A 16,440-nucleotide genomic window follows, 5' to 3' on the forward strand; every position below is an offset into this window, starting at 1 on the left:
GATGGAGCCATCGCTGAACGTCATGGGCGGGGTGCTGCAACCCTGTTCGAAGGACCCTGTGACAGGGTTCTATCGCAACGGTTGCTGCGATACCGGCCCCGAAGACGCCGGAAGCCACACGGTCTGCGTCATCGTCACCGCAGAGTTTCTGGCGATGTCTGCGTATCTGGGCAACGACCTCAGCACGCCGCGGCCGGAATTCCGCTTTCCCGGCCTGAAACCCGGAGACCGCTGGCGCCTGTGCGCCGCACGCTTCATGCAGGCCGCGCAGGAACTGGCGGCACCGAAAGTCGTGCTTGAGGCGACCCATGTGGCGGCGCTTGACATCCTGCCGCTTGAACTGCTGCGCGCCCACGCGGTGGCCGACCCACAGGGGTGAAAGGCGGCCCGCGATCCGCAGGCCGCCAGAGGCGCATCTCAGGTCTGGATATCGACGCCCAGATGCTTGGCGACGGTGAAGATGTCCTTGTCGCCGCGTCCGCACATATTCATCACGATGATGTGGTCGGCAGGCAGGTCCGGCGCGATCTTCATCACATGGGCCAGCGCGTGGCTGGGCTCCAGCGCCGGAATGATGCCTTCGGTCTCGCAGCACAGCTGGAACGCCTTCAGCGCCTCGTCATCGGTGATGCTGACATATTCCGCCCGGCCCATATCCTTCAGCCATGCATGCTCGGGTCCGATGCCCGGATAGTCCAGACCGGCGCTGATCGAATGCCCTTCCAGGATCTGGCCGTCCTTGTCCTGCAGCAGATAGGTGCGGTTGCCGTGCAGGACCCCGGCGCGTCCGCCCGACAGGCTGGCGCAGTGTTCCATGCGGTCATCGACGCCCTTGCCACCGGCCTCGACGCCGATGATGCGGACATCCTTGTCGTCAAGGAACGGGTAGAACAATCCCATCGCGTTCGATCCGCCACCAATCGCCGCGACGATCGTGTCGGGCAGCCGACCCTCGCGCGGCATGATCTGTTCCTTGACCTCCTTGCCGATGATCGACTGGAAATCGCGGACCATCGCCGGATAGGGATGCGGGCCCGCGACCGTGCCGATGCAGTAGAACGTGTCGCGCACATTGGTGACCCAGTCACGCAGCGCATCGTTCATCGCATCCTTCAGCGTGCCGCGACCGCTGGTGACGGGCACCACATCGGCCCCCAGCAGGCGCATGCGGAACACGTTCGGGGCCTGACGTTCAACGTCATGCGCGCCCATATAGACCACGCATTTCAGCCCGAAGCGGGCGCAGACCGTGGCCGTCGCGACGCCGTGCTGCCCCGCGCCGGTTTCCGCGATGATCCGGGTCTTGCCCATGCGGCGGGCCAGCAGGATCTGGCCCAGGACGTTGTTGATCTTGTGGGCGCCGGTATGGTTCAGCTCGTCCCGCTTCATGTAGATCCTGGCGCCACCCAGGCGTTCGGACAGGCGCTCGGCATGATAGAGCGGGCTGGGACGACCGACATAATGGGTCCACAGATCGTCCATCTCGGCCCAGAAATCCGCATCGGTCTTGGCGCGTTCGTACTCGGCTTCAAGTTCCAGGATCAGCGGCATCAGCGTTTCGCTGACAAAGCGGCCGCCATAGATGCCGAAACGGCCCTGTTCGTCGGGGCCATGCTTGAAGCTGTTCACCAGATCATCGGCCATGGGTCTGCCTTCGCGGTTGGAATGGGTATTTCAGGCAAAGAAGAAGCCTAAAGAGGTTTCTTATAGCCGATATGGCTTGGGGTGAAGCCCATGCGGTCATAGAAGCGATGCGCGTCTTCCCGCGACCGGTTGGTGGTGAATTGCATCAGGGCGCAACCCGCCGCACGGGCGCGGGCTTCGGCGTCGCGGATCAGCGCCTCGCCCAGGCCATGTCCACGATGGTCCGATGCAACGCGGACGCCTTCGATCTGGGCGCGGCGCGCGGCCGACAACGACAATCCCGAGATGAAGGTGATCTGGTAGCAGGCGACGATCCGGCCCTGCGCCTCGGCGACGATCAGATGGTTCTGCCCTTCGGCCTGCATGGCATCGAACGCCGCAAGATAATGCACGGGTGCCGCGCCCTCGCGGGTGCGGCCCAGCACATCATCCGACAGCAGGTCGCAGACCGCTGGCACGTCGGCGCGCGTCGCGCCCCGGAAAACAGGCAATTCTGCCGTCAACGTTCCGACCGGGGCGCAGATGCGGCGGCGATGAAATCGCGGATCAGCCCGTCATCCTTGATGCCGGGCGCCGTCTCGACGCCGGAACTGACATCGACGACCGGCGCCCCGGTCAGCCGGATCGCCTCGGCGACATTGTCGGGGGTCAGACCACCCGCCAGCATCCATGGCCTCAGCCAGCGGCGACCGACAAGAAGCCGCCAGTCGAAGGAAAGCCCGTTGCCCCCCGGCAGCGCCGCATCGGCGGGCGGTTTGGCATCGACCAGCAGCATGTCCGCCGCAAGACCGTATTCGGTCAGCGCAGGAAGGTCGTCAGGCCCGGAAACGCCCACCGCCTTCATCACCGGCAGGCCGGTCAGACGCTTCACCGCGTCAACGCGATCGGGCGTCTCGTGCCCGTGCAGCTGGATCAGGTCCAGCGGCGCGAGAGCCAGCGTGGTGTCCAGCAGCGCGTCATCAGGGTTCACGAACAGTCCCACCCTGGCGACCCCGGGCGGCAGATCCGCGCCAAGTGTCCTTGCCGTATCGGGCGTCACGGCGCGCGGCGAGCGCGGGAAGAACACGAAACCGATATAGCGCGCGCCCCCCTTCACCGCCGTCGCCACATGCGCGGGGTCGCGAAGTCCGCAGATCTTGACCTGCGCCATCCCCGCCCTCAGCGTGGGCTGGGCAGGGTCGTGCCGGGTGCGGGTTCGGCCGAGGCGACCGGACGCGCAGCGGGCGCGGATTTCGGCCTGTCGACGATCGCCAGGATTTCGTCGCGCGGCGCGGCATGATTGCGGCGCAGGTGACCAACCTCGGATTCGAGCCGCGCGATCTCGGCGCTGCGCTGGCGGGCTTGGCGCCGGATATGTGCCTCGCGCAGATACTCCCAGACCAGACCAGCCAGCATGCCGACCGCAAAGGCCAGGAAAATCACCATGAACAGCGGCAGATCGACGGACCAGCGCCCGCCCAGATACTGCCCGAAATTGGCCGGAAAGGCAGAAAGCGTCACGATATCGCGATTTGCCAACGCCACCGCGACAAGCACGACAGCCAGAAGAGCGAGAAACAGAAGACGGATGAAACGCATCGGAATTCCTTGAACTGGCGGGCCCGCTCGGGCCGGAACCTGCGGGCGACTGCTTCCTTCTACGCCGGTCAGGCGTCGCCGTTCAACCGATCACGCAGCAATTTGCCGGTCTTGAAGAAGGGAACGTGCTTTTCCTCGACATCGACGGCGTGGCCGGTGCGCGGGTTGCGCCCGGTGCGTGCATCGCGGCGTTTGACCGAAAATGCCCCGAAACCGCGCAACTCGACCCGATTGCCGCGGGCCATCGCATCGATAATCTCGTCGAATACGGTGTTCACGATGCGTTCGACGTCGCGTCGGAACAGATGCGGATTGTCGTCGGCGATTTTCTGGATCAGTTCGGAACGGATCATTCTGGTCCTCCCCTGGACACGGCGATTGGATTCGTGACGCCCGAGCCCGACTGAGGTTGCGGGCCTCTGAACCAGCAACGCATCAAACAATTCTTCAGTTTCATAGCGATGCCAGCTTTATGCGGATCGCGCAAGACACTTGCAGGGCGCATACCCCGCCTTTCACACGAAAAAAGGCCCGCCCCCGATCTTGCCGGGGGCGGGCCGAATCGCTGCGACGGGGTCGCGATCAGTTGTTGCGGTTCAGCGCAGCACCAAGGATATCACCCAGCGACGCACCCGAATCCGAGCTGCCATACTGGTCGATCGCCTCTTTCTCTTCGGCGATCTCGCGCGCCTTGATCGACAGGCCCAGACGGCGGGTCTTGGTGTCGATATTGGTCACGCGCGCATCGACCTTGTCACCGACCTGGAAACGCTCGGGGCGCTGGTCCTGACGGTCGCGGGCAAGATCCGAACGGCGGATGAACGACTTGACGCCGTTATATTCCACCTCGATCCCGCCATCCTCGATCGCGGAAACCTCGACGGTCACGATCGAGCCACGCTTCACGCCGTCAACGGCTTCGGCCATGTGCTCGTTTTCCAGCGCCTTGATCGACAGCGAGATACGCTCTTTATCGACATCCACGTCCTGGACGACGGCCTTGACCATGTCGCCCTTGCGGAAATCCTGGATCGCATCCTCGCCACGCGTGTCCCACGAAATGTCGGACAGGTGAACCATGCCGTCGATATCGCCTTCCAGGCCGACGAACAGACCGAATTCGGTGATGTTCTTGACTTCGCCCTCGATGACGGTGCCCGACGGGTGGGTTTCGGCAAAGACTTCCCACGGGTTGCGCATGGTCTGTTTCAGACCCAGCGACACGCGGCGCTTGGCTTCGTCGATTTCCAGAACCATCACATCGACTTCCTGCGAGGTCGACACGATCTTGCCCGGATGGACGTTCTTCTTGGTCCAGCTCATCTCCGAGACGTGGACCAGACCCTCGACACCGGCTTCCAGTTCGACGAACGCGCCGTAATCGGTGATGTTGGTCACGCGGCCGTTATGGACGCTGCCAAGCGGGAATTTCTGCGTGACGGTATCCCACGGATCGTCCTGCAGCTGCTTCATGCCAAGGCTGATGCGGTGGCTGTCCTTGTTGATCTTGATGACCTGCACCTTGACGGTCTCGCCGATCGACAGGATCTCGGACGGGTGGTTCACGCGGCGCCACGCCATATCGGTGACGTGCAGCAGGCCGTCAACACCGCCCAGATCCACGAAGGCACCGTATTCGGTGATGTTCTTGACGACACCATCGACGGTCTGGCCTTCGGTCAGGTTGGCGATGACCTCGGCGCGCTGTTCGGCGCGGCTCTCTTCCAGGATGGCGCGGCGCGACACGACGATATTGCCGCGGCGACGATCCATTTTCAGGATCTGGAACGGCTGCTTCAGACCCATCAGCGGGCCGGCGTCGCGCACGGGGCGCACATCGACCTGCGAACCGGGCAGGAAGGCCACGGCACCGCCCAGATCGACGGTGAAGCCGCCCTTGACGCGACCGAAGATGGCGCCTTCGACGCGCTCTTCATCGGCATAGGCTTTTTCAAGACGATCCCAGGCTTCCTCGCGGCGGGCCTTTTCGCGGCTGATCGATGCTTCGCCACGGGCATTCTCGACGCGGTCCAGATAAACCTCGACCTCGTCGCCGACGACCAGCTTGGAGTCTTCGCCGGGATTCGCGAATTCCTTCAGATCGACGCGGCCTTCCATCTTGTAGCCGACATCGATGATGGCCTGACCCGCCTCGATGGCGATCACGCGGCCCTTGACGACACTGCCCTCGTTGGGCGTGTCGATGTCGAGGCTTTCATTCAGGAGGGCCTCGAACTCCTCCATGGTCGCTTTAGCGCACATATAAATCCAGTTTCCTTTACGTCTGTTTGACTGGCCTGACGGTTGGCTCCGCCGGTCTGTATGATGCCCCTCGCGGCAACGACAAAGGGTCGCGGCGCAGCGCCCGACCCATGTTCCTGTGGCCTGTTATGACCATGTCGCCCGATTGACTTCGTGGCGATATAAGCGCGTCAGACGCCATGTTCAACAAAAACCTGCGCCCGCACCGGCCGCCGGACCACATGCCGAACCGGGTCAGCGGCGCATCAATGCCGGATCAGACCTGCACGAAATCCTCGGCGATCTCGAAGATGTCCAGACCGCGACCGGCGAACAGGATGCTGTCGCCCTGCCCCAGATCCAGCAGCACGCCCCGAGAGGTATCGCGGGCATTCTCTGACAGAAAAGACGCCTCATCACCGTTCGGCAGAAGATCGTCGAAGCAGACCTGATCCACGCCCGGCTGATAGTCGCGGATCTCGTCGCGTCCAAATCCTTGTGCAAAAACGAAATGGTCCGCGCCCGCGCCGCCCAACAGCACGTCCCGGCCGTTGCCGCCTTCCAGAGTGTCGGCACCGTTTGCACCGATCAGCGTGTCGTCATTCGCGCCACCCAGAAGATAATCGTCGCCGCCATTGCCGGCCAGTCGGTCGCTGCCGATCCCGCCTGCCAGGCTGTCATGGCCGGTCCCGCCCGAGATCCGGTCATTGCCCGCCTGTCCCGAGACCAGATCGTTGCCGGACCCCGCATCGACCCGGTCGTTGCCGAATTCGCCGCTGATGCTGTCATGACCCCCGCCGCCGTAGATCGTGTCATGCCCGCCCTGCCCGAAGATCCGGTCGCTGCCCCAGCCGCCCTCGACCCGGTCGCCGCCATTGCCGCCCACCAGCCAGTCGTCACCGCCACCGCCCGCAATCCGGTCCGGGCCGCCACCCGCCCTGATCTGGTCGTTCGCCCCGGTTCCCGTCAGCCGGTCCGCGCCGCCCCCGCCGTTCAGACTGCGCCCGTCGAAATCCGCGCGCCATGCACCGAGGCTTGTCCAGTCGGCATCGAACTGGGGGCGGCTGGCAGCGGCGAACCCGTCGCTTTGCAACCGTGTCTCGCCGCCCGTGTCCGCGAAATTCTGTGTCGCCATCAGCACCCGATAATCCCGCCCGCCCGAGGTGAAGGTGCCGACCTGCAGGCCGATCCCGATCATCGACGCGTCGGAATTGACGATATTGGCATAGTGACCGGGGCTGTTCAGCAGCATGTCATGCAGTTGCCGGATCTCGTCACCAAGGCCCGCCCGGTTGTCCAGGCTGACATAGGCCACGTTCTCGGCGGTCATCCAGCCGCCCGACAGATCGAAACCCGCGTCGCGCATGCGGTCGGTGGGCGATGAACCGCCCCGCCCGTCATGTCCGAACCTGTCGGTTGCAAGCATCCACCGGCTGTGACCGTCAGCCGCGCCGTTCAGCGAAAGTTCGACCTGCAGCGGGTCAAGGCCAAGATCGGCGCGGGTGCGGTTGACCAGACGCGCAAAGTAAAGCTCATCAGGGGTTGCAAAGGACATGTGCGGACGACTTTCGGTTGCAGGGACCGTCCCAGATTACCCGCCATCCGTGTGCCGGGCCACGCCAATACCGCTAAAATGCCACCAAGTCGTCCGGATCGGCGGGCCTCCACCCATCCGCGCAAAGCCGAAGGCGTGATCGCGCCGGTGGCCGGAAATCCTGCGTGTCCATGGGGGCGATGTAACGTTCGATGGTCAGGTTTTCACCGTCGATGTCCAGAACGGCGAACTCGTTCTGCAGATCGCCAAGCCGGGCGCACAATGCGGTGCCGGCCTGGATCTGCAGCAGATGCGGATGACCCCGGTTCAGCAGCGCGGCGGCGGCCCAGACATGCAGATGACCGCTGAGAACGATGCTGACGCCGCGCTGCTCCAGGCACCGCAAGGTTTCGGGCGCGCGACGCGCAAGCTGCTTGTCCACGCCGGGCAGTTGTTGAAGCGGATGGTGCAGCGCGACGATGTTCGTGGCCAGCGGATCAAGTCCGCCAAGCAGGCGCGCCAACTGGTCGGGCCGCACCACGCCGCGCTGCCACGAGAACTGATCGACGCTGTTCAGTCCCAGCACACGCGCCGAGCCGGTGGCCGCGACCGGTGCCAGTTCGGGGTCGATGGCCTGCCGGTACCCGCCCCACGGCAACAGGAAGCGGACCGGCATGTTGTACAAGGGCACATCGTGATTTCCCGGCACCGCCAGCACGGGCGGTCGGATCCGGTCCAGAAATTCGGCCGCCTGCTGGAACTGGCCGGGCCGCCCGCGATGCGTCAGATCGCCGGTCACCACAACCAGCCCGGCATCGGCGCGATTGACGCGGTCCAGCAGCGGGGCGACCAGCTCCTCGCGGTGAAAGCCGAAATGCAGATCCGAAAGATGGACGATCCTGGTCACGTCCGGCTGTCTTTCGTCTTGTTTCGTCCGTCGGCAGGCAGCAATACTCGCAGCGCATCGTGCCAGACCTTCAGGTTCAGCGGCGCCGCCATCACCGTCTTTTCGCCGTCATGGGCAATCAGCTGCCGCTGCTTCGGTGTCTCGATCGTCAGTTCATCGGTGATGAGAAGGTCGAAATCGCTGTTCTTCGCGGACATGCCAAAGGCCAGCCGCAAGGCCGACCGCATCAGCGGCAACGGCTGCCTGGCCCGCGCCACCAGCACCGCGAACTTGCCCGCGCGTATCGCGTCCGCACCCTCAAGCCCGAAGGCGTCAAGCTGATAGGCGCTGCGCGCCACGAAGACCAGCGCCGTGGTGAACTGCCGCGATCCGCCGTTCACGCGCGCGGTCAGTTTCATCGGACGGCGCAGCCGGCGCAGCGCCACCAGCACAGACCAGTAGGCCGCGATCCGGGACCGCCCCCAGCGGCGGTAAATGGTTTCGCGGGTCTTCAGGATATGCGGATAGGCCCCAAGGCTGACATTGTTCAGAAATACCAGGTTTTCGACGCGGCCCAGATCTATCCTCGCGATCCGGGCGTTCAGGATCGTGTCCAGCGCGTCGTCGATTTCTTCGCCGACACCAAGATCGCGGGCGAAGTAATTGAACGTGCCACCCGGCAGGACGCCCATCGCGACATCCGTCCCGGCAAGCGCCCCGGCAACGGCGGACTGGGTGCCGTCGCCACCGGCCGCCACGACGATGTCGAACCCGTCCTCGGCCGCCTTGCGGGCCATCTGGACCAGATCGCCGCCGCGCGCGGTCTTTCGGATCTCGAATGCCGCGAAGCGCGGTTTCAGCCTGGCCACGATCGCGGCTTCGATCTGGGCCCCGTCCTTGCGGCCCGAGCCGAGATTCATGATGACGCAAAGTCTGTCTTGCGACGGCGCTGGATCACTGTCCGGCATGGGTTTCCCGTGGGCTTAGGTTCGACCACTCAACCCCCGCCGGGCCCAACTGGTTTCACAGACGTCGCGCGGCCTCTTCGACCGAAGGCTTCAGACCGCCGCCGCCCGCCTGAATATACTGCAGCAACTGCGTCCGCATGCGCGGTTCCCAGAAGTCGCGCAGGTGGTCGGCAACCTTGTCGGCCGCGTCGCCGGGCTGGCTGTCGAAGAAACTGGCGATCTGGTTGGCCATCATGACCATTTTCTCAGGCGACATCGGAAACCTCGGCCTTCAGCCTTTCGGGATGACAGAAAAGATCGAACCCCTCGCCGCGCGCGAAGGCGGCAACGGTGATGCCCCCGCCGTCGGCCAGACGCAGCGCATGGGCGGTCGGCGCCGAAACGGCGATCAGGATGGCGCCCCCGGCCATGGCGCATTTCTGCACCATCTCGACAGAGACACGGCTGGTCAGGACGAACGCCCCCTGTCCCGCATCCAGCCCCTGCCGCGCCATCGCGCCGATCAGCTTGTCCAGCGCGTTGTGACGGCCGACATCCTCGCGCGCCAGAACGACTCCGCGACCCGGCAGCAGGAAACCGGCGGCATGGACCGCGTGGCTCTGGTCGTGCAGCGGCTGCCAGTCGCGCAGGCTTTCGGTCGCCCCGGCAATCTCGTCGATGCCAAGGACGGGGCCATGCCCGTGCAGATCCGGCAGGCTGCGTGCGGCCTCGGCCAGGCTGTCGATGCCGCACAGCCCACACCCGACCGGCCCGGCCAGCGTGCGCCGCCGTGCCGACAGCGCCTCGGCACGATCCTCGGTCAGCCACATTCGCGCCTCGATGCCCTGATCGTGGCTGACGATGTCACAAGAGGCGATCTGGCCCCGACCTGTCACGACACCTTCGGTCAGCGAAAACCCCACGGCAAAATCGTCGATATCGGCGGGCGTCGCCATCATCACCGCCAGCGTCGTTCCGTCATAGACCATCGCCACCGGGGTTTCCTCGGGCAAGGTTCTGCGAACCGACTGCCGGCTGCCCGGACGAACATGGGTGGCCCTGGCCACCGCCAGAGGATCCGGCAGTGTCATGCTATTCCGCCGCAGGCAGGATACGGCGCGACCTTTCGGCCTGCTCGTTATAGCTTTCCTGCCAGTCTGATGGCCCGTTCGACGGGCTGACCTGCACGGCGGTCACCTTGTATTCCGGACAGTTAGTCGCCCAATCCGAAAAGTCGGTGGTCACCACGTTGGCCTGCGTGGCCGGGTGGTGGAAGGTCGTATAGACCACCCCCGGCGCGACCCGGTCGGTCAGCGTCGCCTTCAACGTCGTCTCGCCCGAACGCGAGGCAAGCCGCACCCAGTCGCCTTCGTTGACACCGCGCAGCTCGGCATCATGCGGGTGGATCTCAAGCACATCCTCGGGATGCCAGACGACATTCGCGGTGCGGCGGGTCTGCGCGCCGACGTTGTAATGCGACAGGATCCGCCCCGTGGTCAGCAGCAGCGGGAAGCGCGGTCCCGACTTTTCATCGGTCGCCAGATATTCGGTGACGATGAAATGCCCCTTGCCCGACACGAAATGATCGACATGCATGGTCGGCGTGCCTTCGGGCGCATCCTCGTTGCAGGGCCACTGCACGCTGCCCTTCTCGTCCAGAAGATCAAAGCTGACATTGGCAAAGCTGGGGGTCGTCGCCGCGATTTCGTCCATGATCTGGCTGGCATGGGTATAGTGCCAGTTCGCGCCCATCGCATTGGCCAGAAGCTGCGTCACCTCCCAGTCCTCGTAACCGTTCAGCGGCGCCATGACCTTGCGAACGCGGTTGATTCGGCGTTCGGCATTGGTGAAGGTGCCTTCCTTTTCCAGGAAACTGCTGCCCGGCAGGAAAACATGGGCGTAGTTCGCGGTTTCGTTCAGGAACAGGTCGTGCACGATCACGCATTCCATCGCCTTCAGCCCGGCAGCGACGTGATGGGTGTCGGGGTCGGATTGCAGGATGTCCTCGCCCTGGCAGTAAAGTCCCTTAAAAGTCCCCTCGACGGCCGCATCCAGCATGTTGGGAATGCGCAGGCCGGGCTCGGGATCGATCTCGACGCCCCAAGCCTTTTCGAAGATCTCGCGCACATCGGGCAGTTTCACATGGCGATAGCCCGGCAGTTCGTGCGGGAACGATCCCATGTCGCAACTGCCCTGCACGTTGTTCTGGCCACGCAGCGGGTTCACGCCCACGCCCTCGCGACCGACATTGCCGGTCAGCATCGCAAGATTGGCGATGCCCATGACGGTAGTCGAACCCTGGCTGTGTTCGGTCACACCCAGCCCGTAATAGATCGCGCCATTGCCACCGGTCGCATACAGCCGCGCCGCGCCGCGCAGATCGGCGGCAGGCACGCCGGTCAGGGCTTCCATGTTTTCGGGGCTGTGGCGGTCCTGGCTGACGAAATCGACATAATACTGAAACTCGTCCCAGTCGCAGCGTTCGCGAATGAAGGCTTCGTTCACCAGACCCTCGGTCACGATCACATGCGCCATCGCGGTCACGACCGCGACATTGGTGCCGGGACGCAGCGGCAGGTGATAGGACGCCTCGACATGGGCGCTGCGCACGATGTCGGTGCGGCGCGGGTCAAGGACGATCAGCTTGGCGCCCTGACGCAGGCGTTTCTTCAGCCGGCTGGCAAAGACCGGGTGGCCGTCGGTGGGGTTGGCGCCGATGATCACGACCACGTCGGATTTCTCGACACTGTCGAAATCCTGCGTTCCGGCCGAGGTGCCGAAGGTCTTGCCCAACCCGTAGCCGGTCGGCGAATGGCAGACCCGCGCGCAGGTGTCGGTGTTGTTGTTGCCGAACACCGCGCGTGCCAGTTTCTGAACCAGATAGGTTTCCTCGTTGGTGCAGCGGCTGGAGGTGATGACCCCCGTCGACCGGCGGCCATATTTCTGCTGCAGGCCCTTCATGCGGCCCGCGGCAAAGGCCAGCGCCTCGTCCCATTCGACCTCGCGCCAGGGTTCATCGATCGTGTCGCGGATCATCGGCTTCAGGATCCGGTCCTTGTGCTGGGCATAGCCATAGGCGAAACGGCCCTTGACGCAGCTGTGCCCGCGATTGGCCTTGCCGTGCTTGTAGGGCACCATGCGGACCAGCTGATCGCCGTTCAGTTCCGCCTTGAAGGAACAGCCGACGCCGCAATAGGCGCAGGTGGTGATCACCGACCGTTCGGGCGTGCCCATCTCGATCACGGATTTTTCCTGCAGGGTCGCGGTCGGACAGGCTTGCACGCAGGCCCCGCAGCTGACGCATTCCGAACTGAGGAAATCGTCCAGCGGCGTGCCGGCGCTGACCTTGCTGTCAAAGCCGCGCCCCTCGATGGTCAGTGCGAATGTGCCCTGCACTTCCTCGCAGGCGCGCACGCAACGCGAACAGACGATGCATTTCGACGGATCGAAGGTGAAATACGGGTTGCTTTCGTCCTTGGGCGTATAGCGCGGATTGGCCTGATCGACAGGCATCCGCAGCCGCGCCTCGGACTGGCTGCGCGCGCCGGTGCCCGACGGGTCGAAATGGTTGTTACCGGGCGTATAGCGCACATCGCGCAGCCCCACCTGCCCCGCCGCGTCCTGCAATTCGCAGTCGCCATTGGCCGCGCAGGTCAGGCAGTCCAGCGGGTGATCGCTGATATACAGCTCCATCACGCCCCTGCGGATCCGTTTGACCTTGCTGGACTGGGTATGGACGACCATGCCCTCGGCGACCGGGGTGGTGCAGCTTGCAGGCGTGCCGCGCCGTCCCTCGATCTCGACCACGCAAAGACGGCAGGACCCGAACGCCTCGAGGTTGTCGCTGGCGCACAGCTTGGGGACCATGATCCCGGCCAGTGCGGCCGCGCGCATCACCGACGTTCCCTCGGGAACCGTCACATCAAACCCGTCCACGCGCAGCGAAACGGGGGCGCCGGACCGCGCCGGGGTTCCCAGGTCGCGGTCGTCACCGGGCGGAAATTGCGGAATGATGAAGTCTTTCATTCTGCGGCCTCCTTCTGGGTCGCGAAATCGTCTGGAAAGTTCCGCAGCGCGGACATGACCGGATAGGGCGTGAAGCCGCCAAGCGCGCACAACGACCCATCCTTCATCGTCTCGCACAGATCGGTCAGCAGGTCAGCGGCGGCAGCATCGCCTGCCGCGATGCGGTCGATGGTCTCGACACCGCGCACGGCGCCGATCCGGCAGGGCGTGCATTTGCCGCAGCTTTCGACGGCGCAGAACTCCATCGCGAACCGTGCCATCCGCAGCATGTCGGCGCTGTCATCAAAGACGACCAGCCCGGCATGGCCGATCAGCCCGCCTTCGGCGTCGAATTCCTCGTATCCCATCTTCGTGTCGAACTTCTCGACCGGCATGTAGGCGCCAAGCGGACCGCCGACCTGCACCGCCTTGACCGGCCGGCCGCTGGCGGTGCCTCCGGCGATATCGTTCACGACCTCGCCAAGCGTGATGCCGAAGCCGGCCTCGAACAGCCCGCCATGCCTGACATTCCCGGCGATCTGCAGGGTCGCCGTGCCGCGCGACTTGTTGTGGCCAAGCCCGGCATAATGCTCTGCGCCGCGTTCGAAGATTACGGGCACGGTGGCCAGGCTGATGACATTGTTGACCACGGTCGGCTTGCCCAGAAACCCTTCCAGCGCCGGCAGCGGCGGCTTGGCGCGCACGACGCCGCGCTTGCCTTCCAGGCTGTTCAGCAGACTGGTTTCCTCGCCGCAGACATAGGCGCCTGCCCCGACGCGGATCTGCATGTCGAATTCATGATCCGAGCCCAGGACCGACTGCCCCAGCATGCCGCGATCCCGCGCGATCCGGACGGCGGCGTTCATGACCTTGATCGCGTCCGGGTATTCACTGCGCAGATAGACATAGCCGCGCGTCGCGCCGACGCCGATCCCGGCGATCGCCATGCCCTCGATCAGGGTAAAGGGATCGCCTTCCATGATCATACGGTCGGCGAATGTGCCGCTGTCGCCTTCATCGGCGTTGCAGACGATGTATTTCTGTGCGGCCTCGGCCTGCATCACCGTCTTCCACTTGATCCCGGTCGGAAATCCTGCACCACCGCGACCGCGCAGACCGCTGTCGGTGACCTGTTGCACGATATCCTGGCGCGTCATGGCGATGGCGCGGCGCAGCCCGGCCAGACCGCCATGAGCCTGATAATCGTCCAGATCCAGCGGATCGATGATGCCGCAGCGTGCAAAGGTCAACCGGGTCTGACGGGCAAAGAACGGGATATTCTCTACCGGGCCAAGACTGTCCATGGCCCCGTCCAGCAGCGCGGGAACATCATCGACGCCAATCGGGCCGTACGCCAGCCGCCCGTCGCCGCGGTCAATCTCGACCAGCGGCTCCAGCCAGATCATCCCGCGCGTGCCGTTGCGAATGATCTGCGCGTCAATTCCGCGTGATGCGGCCTCGCGGGTGATGGCCTCGGCAACTTCGTCCGCACCAAGGGCCTTGGCGGCGCTGTCCATGGGAACCCAGATCTTCATGCCCCGGCCTCGTCCAGCAGCTTGTCCATCCGCGCCCGGTCCAGCCGGGCGATCACGCGATCATCCAGCATCGCGGCGGGCGCACAGGCGCACATGCCCAGACAATAGACCGGCTCGATCGTGACGGCGCCGTTCTGCGTGGTGTCGTGCCAGCCGATTCCCAGCCGGGCAAGCGTCGATTCCGCCAACGCCTCGCCACCCATCGACTGACATGCCTCGGCCCGGCAGATCCTCAGAATATGATTGCCAGCCGGTGACTTGCGGAAATCGTGATAGAAGCTGATGACGCCATGCACCTCGGCGCGGCTGAGGTTCAAGACATCCGCCAGAACCGGCACCGCGATGTCGGGGATGAACCCATATTCATCCTGCAACGCGTGCAGCATTGGCAGAAGCGGCCCTTCCAGTGAGGTCATCGGCGCGACGATCGCCCGAATCTCCTCATCGGTCGGGGCTGGCGATGAAAACGTCATGGCTGGCCTTTCGACAAATTCGGACCTCAAGCAAACAGGGTCCATGATCGGAAATCAATAATGCAGTTCCGTCAGTCGATAGAATTTATCTATCATACACCATCCGCCGTGCCTCGGCCAGAAGCGCCTCGAGAACGGGGGTATGCGGCTCGCGCCAGGGCGCGACCAGACCGACGGCGTGGATGGTCTCGGGTCGCTCCAGCGGCACCAGGCGCAGCGGCTTTCCCATGCTCAGGAACGTCGCGATATCCTCGGGCAGGACGGTGACCCAGCCGCCCTCCATCACATGCGAAACCAGCACCACCGTGGAACTGGACTCGACCGTGGCCTGCGGGGTCACGCCCGCCGCGGCAAGGTTGCGGTTGATGATCCGCCGGTTCTGCATGTCCGAGGTCAGAAGACACAGGCGTTCCCCGTCCAGATCCGCCCAGGCGACCCGCGACCGGGCAGCCAGCGGCGACCCCGCCTCGCAGACCAGCATGTAGCGTTCGTCGTAAAGCGGAACGGTGCTGACCTTTCCCAGGGGTTCGTTGTCCAGGTAGGAAATGCCCGCGTCGATCTCGAGGTCGTCGATCATCTGCAGGATCTCGGACGAGGTCCGCGACAGGATCGTGAAACCGACATTGGGATGCGCGGCCCCGAAACGCGCGCTGATCTTGGCGACCCAGGTCAGCGCGGTGGGAATGACGGCGATGCGCAGACGTCCCGACAGGCCGTGCCGTGTCGCGCGCATCTCTTCGCGCAGCTGCCGAGTGTCGCCGACGATCTTGCGCGCCCAGATCAGCGCCGCCTGACCTTCGGGTGTCAGCCCGCCAAAGCGCGACCCGCGAAAGATCAGCAGCACGCCAAGCTGTTCCTCAAGGTGCTTGATGCCTGCCGACAGGGTCGGCTGCGTCACCCCAAGCGTCTGCGCGGCCCGACCGAAATGCCCTTCCTTGGCCACCGCCAGAAACATCTCGAGCTTGTCGATCACCGCAATCCTCCGCGCCTGCACCGGCATCAAGCCCGGTCGGGCGGGTCAGGTCAACCAGATGACAGTTGCGCGGGCGGGGATAAACGGAGAAGTTCATTTCGGGCGACCCTTTCGGAGATGATTGCCGAAGCGCGGTGAAGCCCGGGTCCAGATCATATCGGGAATCTGCAACATGAAGACGAACATTGTCAGCAGCATCACCACGACCTTCGCGATCGCGGCATTTCTGGCGGCGACGCCATTGCCCTTCGCACCTGCCGCGATGGCACAAGAGCGATCGGAAATCCGTTTCGCGGCCGGAAACGACAACGGCGCGGCCTCCGGGTCGATCACCGGCCAAGGCTATCACGATCACATTGTGGGGGCGCGGCAGGGGCAAAGCATGGCCGTCGCCCTGTCCGCCGACAGCAGCACGGGCAACGGCACGGTCTATTTCAACATCCTTCCGCCCGGCAGCGACGGCGTGGCCATCTTCAACAGCTCGACCAGCGACAACAATTACGGCGAGGTGACGCTGCCGGATTCCGGCGACTATACGATCCGCGTTTATCACATGGGCAATGACGAGGATGCGGGCGCGACGACCAGCTACACCTTGTCCGTGACAATCATGTAGATCGAAGG

The 16,440-nt window shown here is 64.4% G+C and carries 17 protein-coding genes; 2 read left to right on the top strand and 15 right to left on the bottom strand.

Annotation, left to right across the window (positions count from 1 at the left end; translation table 11 throughout):
• Position 1: 1 nt before the first annotated feature.
• Positions 2 to 379 (top strand): DUF2237 domain-containing protein, encoded by a 378-nt coding sequence (locus J7359_RS12210; protein ID WP_209056965.1) that lies wholly within the window; start codon positions 2 to 4, stop codon positions 377 to 379.
• A 38-nt stretch (positions 380 to 417) separates the two neighbouring features.
• Here the strand turns inward: J7359_RS12210 and trpB are convergent, their stop codons facing one another.
• From trpB to J7359_RS12285, 15 genes are all read right to left on the bottom strand, one after another.
• Complete coding sequence (trpB, locus tag J7359_RS12215) at positions 418 to 1,644, bottom strand: tryptophan synthase subunit beta (RefSeq protein WP_209056967.1); 1,227 nt, start codon at positions 1,642 to 1,644, stop codon at positions 418 to 420.
• Positions 1,645 to 1,691: 47 nt separating this feature from the next.
• Entirely contained in the window at positions 1,692 to 2,135 is a 444-nt protein-coding gene (locus J7359_RS12220; RefSeq protein ID WP_209057053.1) for a GNAT family N-acetyltransferase, read from the bottom strand.
• A gap of 8 nt (positions 2,136 to 2,143) precedes the next feature.
• Entirely contained in the window at positions 2,144 to 2,794 is a 651-nt protein-coding gene (locus J7359_RS12225) for a phosphoribosylanthranilate isomerase (RefSeq protein WP_209056969.1), read from the bottom strand.
• An 8-nt stretch (positions 2,795 to 2,802) separates the two neighbouring features.
• Entirely contained in the window at positions 2,803 to 3,222 is a 420-nt protein-coding gene (locus J7359_RS12230; protein WP_209056971.1) for a LapA family protein, read from the bottom strand.
• A gap of 68 nt (positions 3,223 to 3,290) precedes the next feature.
• A complete protein-coding gene (ihfB, locus tag J7359_RS12235) occupies positions 3,291 to 3,665 on the bottom strand; it encodes an integration host factor subunit beta (protein ID WP_348524379.1) in 375 nt (124 codons plus the stop codon).
• A gap of 139 nt (positions 3,666 to 3,804) precedes the next feature.
• A complete protein-coding gene (rpsA, locus tag J7359_RS12240; protein ID WP_209056975.1) occupies positions 3,805 to 5,484 on the bottom strand; it encodes a 30S ribosomal protein S1 in 1,680 nt (559 codons plus the stop codon).
• A 256-nt stretch (positions 5,485 to 5,740) separates the two neighbouring features.
• Positions 5,741 to 7,018, bottom strand: a complete 1,278-nt coding sequence (locus tag J7359_RS12245; RefSeq protein WP_209056976.1) for a CAP domain-containing protein — start codon at positions 7,016 to 7,018, stop codon at positions 5,741 to 5,743.
• A 73-nt stretch (positions 7,019 to 7,091) separates the two neighbouring features.
• Positions 7,092 to 7,904: a metallophosphoesterase gene (locus J7359_RS12250; protein ID WP_209056977.1), complete on the bottom strand. Its 813-nt coding sequence runs from the start codon at positions 7,902 to 7,904 to the stop codon at positions 7,092 to 7,094.
• Complete coding sequence (locus J7359_RS12255; protein ID WP_280637506.1) at positions 7,901 to 8,851, bottom strand: diacylglycerol kinase family protein; 951 nt, start codon at positions 8,849 to 8,851, stop codon at positions 7,901 to 7,903. The genes J7359_RS12250 and J7359_RS12255 overlap by 4 nt, the downstream gene beginning before the upstream one ends.
• Before the next feature lie 55 nt (positions 8,852 to 8,906).
• Positions 8,907 to 9,107: a formate dehydrogenase subunit delta gene (locus J7359_RS12260; RefSeq protein ID WP_209056979.1), complete on the bottom strand. Its 201-nt coding sequence runs from the start codon at positions 9,105 to 9,107 to the stop codon at positions 8,907 to 8,909.
• Positions 9,097 to 9,921, bottom strand: coding sequence for a formate dehydrogenase accessory sulfurtransferase FdhD (gene fdhD / locus J7359_RS12265; protein WP_209056980.1), 825 nt, complete (start codon positions 9,919 to 9,921; stop codon positions 9,097 to 9,099). Before fdhD ends, J7359_RS12260 begins: the two co-directional genes overlap by 11 nt.
• A 1-nt stretch (position 9,922) precedes the next feature.
• Positions 9,923 to 12,856, bottom strand: a complete 2,934-nt coding sequence (gene fdhF / locus J7359_RS12270; protein WP_209056981.1) for a formate dehydrogenase subunit alpha — start codon at positions 12,854 to 12,856, stop codon at positions 9,923 to 9,925.
• Complete coding sequence (locus tag J7359_RS12275; RefSeq protein ID WP_209056982.1) at positions 12,853 to 14,370, bottom strand: NADH-quinone oxidoreductase subunit NuoF; 1,518 nt, start codon at positions 14,368 to 14,370, stop codon at positions 12,853 to 12,855. Before J7359_RS12275 ends, fdhF begins: the two co-directional genes overlap by 4 nt.
• Positions 14,367 to 14,843 carry a formate dehydrogenase subunit gamma gene (locus tag J7359_RS12280; protein ID WP_209056984.1) on the bottom strand — a complete coding sequence of 159 codons (477 nt, stop codon included), beginning with the start codon at positions 14,841 to 14,843 and terminating at the stop codon, positions 14,367 to 14,369. Before J7359_RS12280 ends, J7359_RS12275 begins: the two co-directional genes overlap by 4 nt.
• 85 nt (positions 14,844 to 14,928) lie before the next feature.
• Positions 14,929 to 15,816: a LysR family transcriptional regulator gene (locus tag J7359_RS12285; RefSeq protein ID WP_209056985.1), complete on the bottom strand. Its 888-nt coding sequence runs from the start codon at positions 15,814 to 15,816 to the stop codon at positions 14,929 to 14,931.
• Between the two features lie 172 nt (positions 15,817 to 15,988).
• On the opposite strand from J7359_RS12285, the gene J7359_RS12290 reads away from it, so the two are divergent.
• Positions 15,989 to 16,432: a hypothetical protein gene (locus tag J7359_RS12290; protein WP_247740362.1), complete on the top strand. Its 444-nt coding sequence runs from the start codon at positions 15,989 to 15,991 to the stop codon at positions 16,430 to 16,432.
• Positions 16,433 to 16,440 lie beyond the last annotated feature (8 nt).

The organism is Paracoccus sp. R12_2, from assembly GCF_017744015.1.
Classification (GTDB): Bacteria; Pseudomonadota; Alphaproteobacteria; order Rhodobacterales; family Rhodobacteraceae; genus Paracoccus.

Coding starts and splice junctions, on each gene's coding strand:
- J7359_RS12210 (WP_209056965.1), top strand. CDS start 2: ATGGAGCCATCGCTGAACGTCATGGGCGGGGTGCTGCAACCCTGTTCG.
- trpB (WP_209056967.1), bottom strand. CDS start 1,644: ATGGCCGATGATCTGGTGAACAGCTTCAAGCATGGCCCCGACGAACAG.
- J7359_RS12225 (WP_209056969.1), bottom strand. CDS start 2,794: ATGGCGCAGGTCAAGATCTGCGGACTTCGCGACCCCGCGCATGTGGCG.
- J7359_RS12230 (WP_209056971.1), bottom strand. CDS start 3,222: ATGCGTTTCATCCGTCTTCTGTTTCTCGCTCTTCTGGCTGTCGTGCTT.
- rpsA (WP_209056975.1), bottom strand. CDS start 5,484: ATGTGCGCTAAAGCGACCATGGAGGAGTTCGAGGCCCTCCTGAATGAA.
- J7359_RS12245 (WP_209056976.1), bottom strand. CDS start 7,018: ATGTCCTTTGCAACCCCTGATGAGCTTTACTTTGCGCGTCTGGTCAAC.
- J7359_RS12255 (WP_280637506.1), bottom strand. CDS start 8,851: ATGCCGGACAGTGATCCAGCGCCGTCGCAAGACAGACTTTGCGTCATC.
- J7359_RS12260 (WP_209056979.1), bottom strand. CDS start 9,107: ATGTCGCCTGAGAAAATGGTCATGATGGCCAACCAGATCGCCAGTTTC.
- fdhD (WP_209056980.1), bottom strand. CDS start 9,921: ATGACACTGCCGGATCCTCTGGCGGTGGCCAGGGCCACCCATGTTCGT.
- fdhF (WP_209056981.1), bottom strand. CDS start 12,856: ATGAAAGACTTCATCATTCCGCAATTTCCGCCCGGTGACGACCGCGAC.
- J7359_RS12275 (WP_209056982.1), bottom strand. CDS start 14,370: ATGAAGATCTGGGTTCCCATGGACAGCGCCGCCAAGGCCCTTGGTGCG.
- J7359_RS12280 (WP_209056984.1), bottom strand. CDS start 14,843: ATGACGTTTTCATCGCCAGCCCCGACCGATGAGGAGATTCGGGCGATC.
- J7359_RS12290 (WP_247740362.1), top strand. CDS start 15,989: ATGAAGACGAACATTGTCAGCAGCATCACCACGACCTTCGCGATCGCG.